At 49.9% G+C, this 337-nt stretch carries 1 protein-coding gene; it reads right to left on the reverse strand.

Features of this window, described 5'->3' with window-relative positions; all coding sequences use genetic code 11:
• Positions 1-337: Ig-like domain-containing protein (locus L6I86_RS35565; RefSeq protein WP_236293646.1), on the reverse strand; the 337-nt coding region annotated here is incomplete at both ends.

Below are 337 nucleotides of genomic sequence, written 5' to 3' on the forward strand. Positions count from 1 at the left end.
CGGCAAACTTCCTAATGTTGCCGTAAAGGTATAGCTACCTGCTACAGATGCGTTGTAGCCGTCCGTATCTTCCCACGCCGTAACTGGCACCGTGATCGTCCCGCCATCTGCCGTTACAGTCGCATGGCTTGCTACTAATGCTGCTAATACTTCACCTGCGTTTGCATAACTTGCTGCACCCGCCGTCCCTGCTGCTACATCTCCAATAGCATTGAATGCTGTGATGTTTGTAATGACCGGCGAGACGACAACTTCCACTGTCGCTGTTAAATTATCTGTATTGGTTGTGTTGGCCGGCAAACTTCCTAATGTTGCCGTAAAGGTATAGCTACCTGCT

This window comes from Paenibacillus allorhizoplanae, from assembly GCF_927798215.1.
Classification (GTDB): domain Bacteria; phylum Bacillota; class Bacilli; order Paenibacillales; family NBRC-103111; genus Paenibacillus_E; species Paenibacillus_E allorhizoplanae.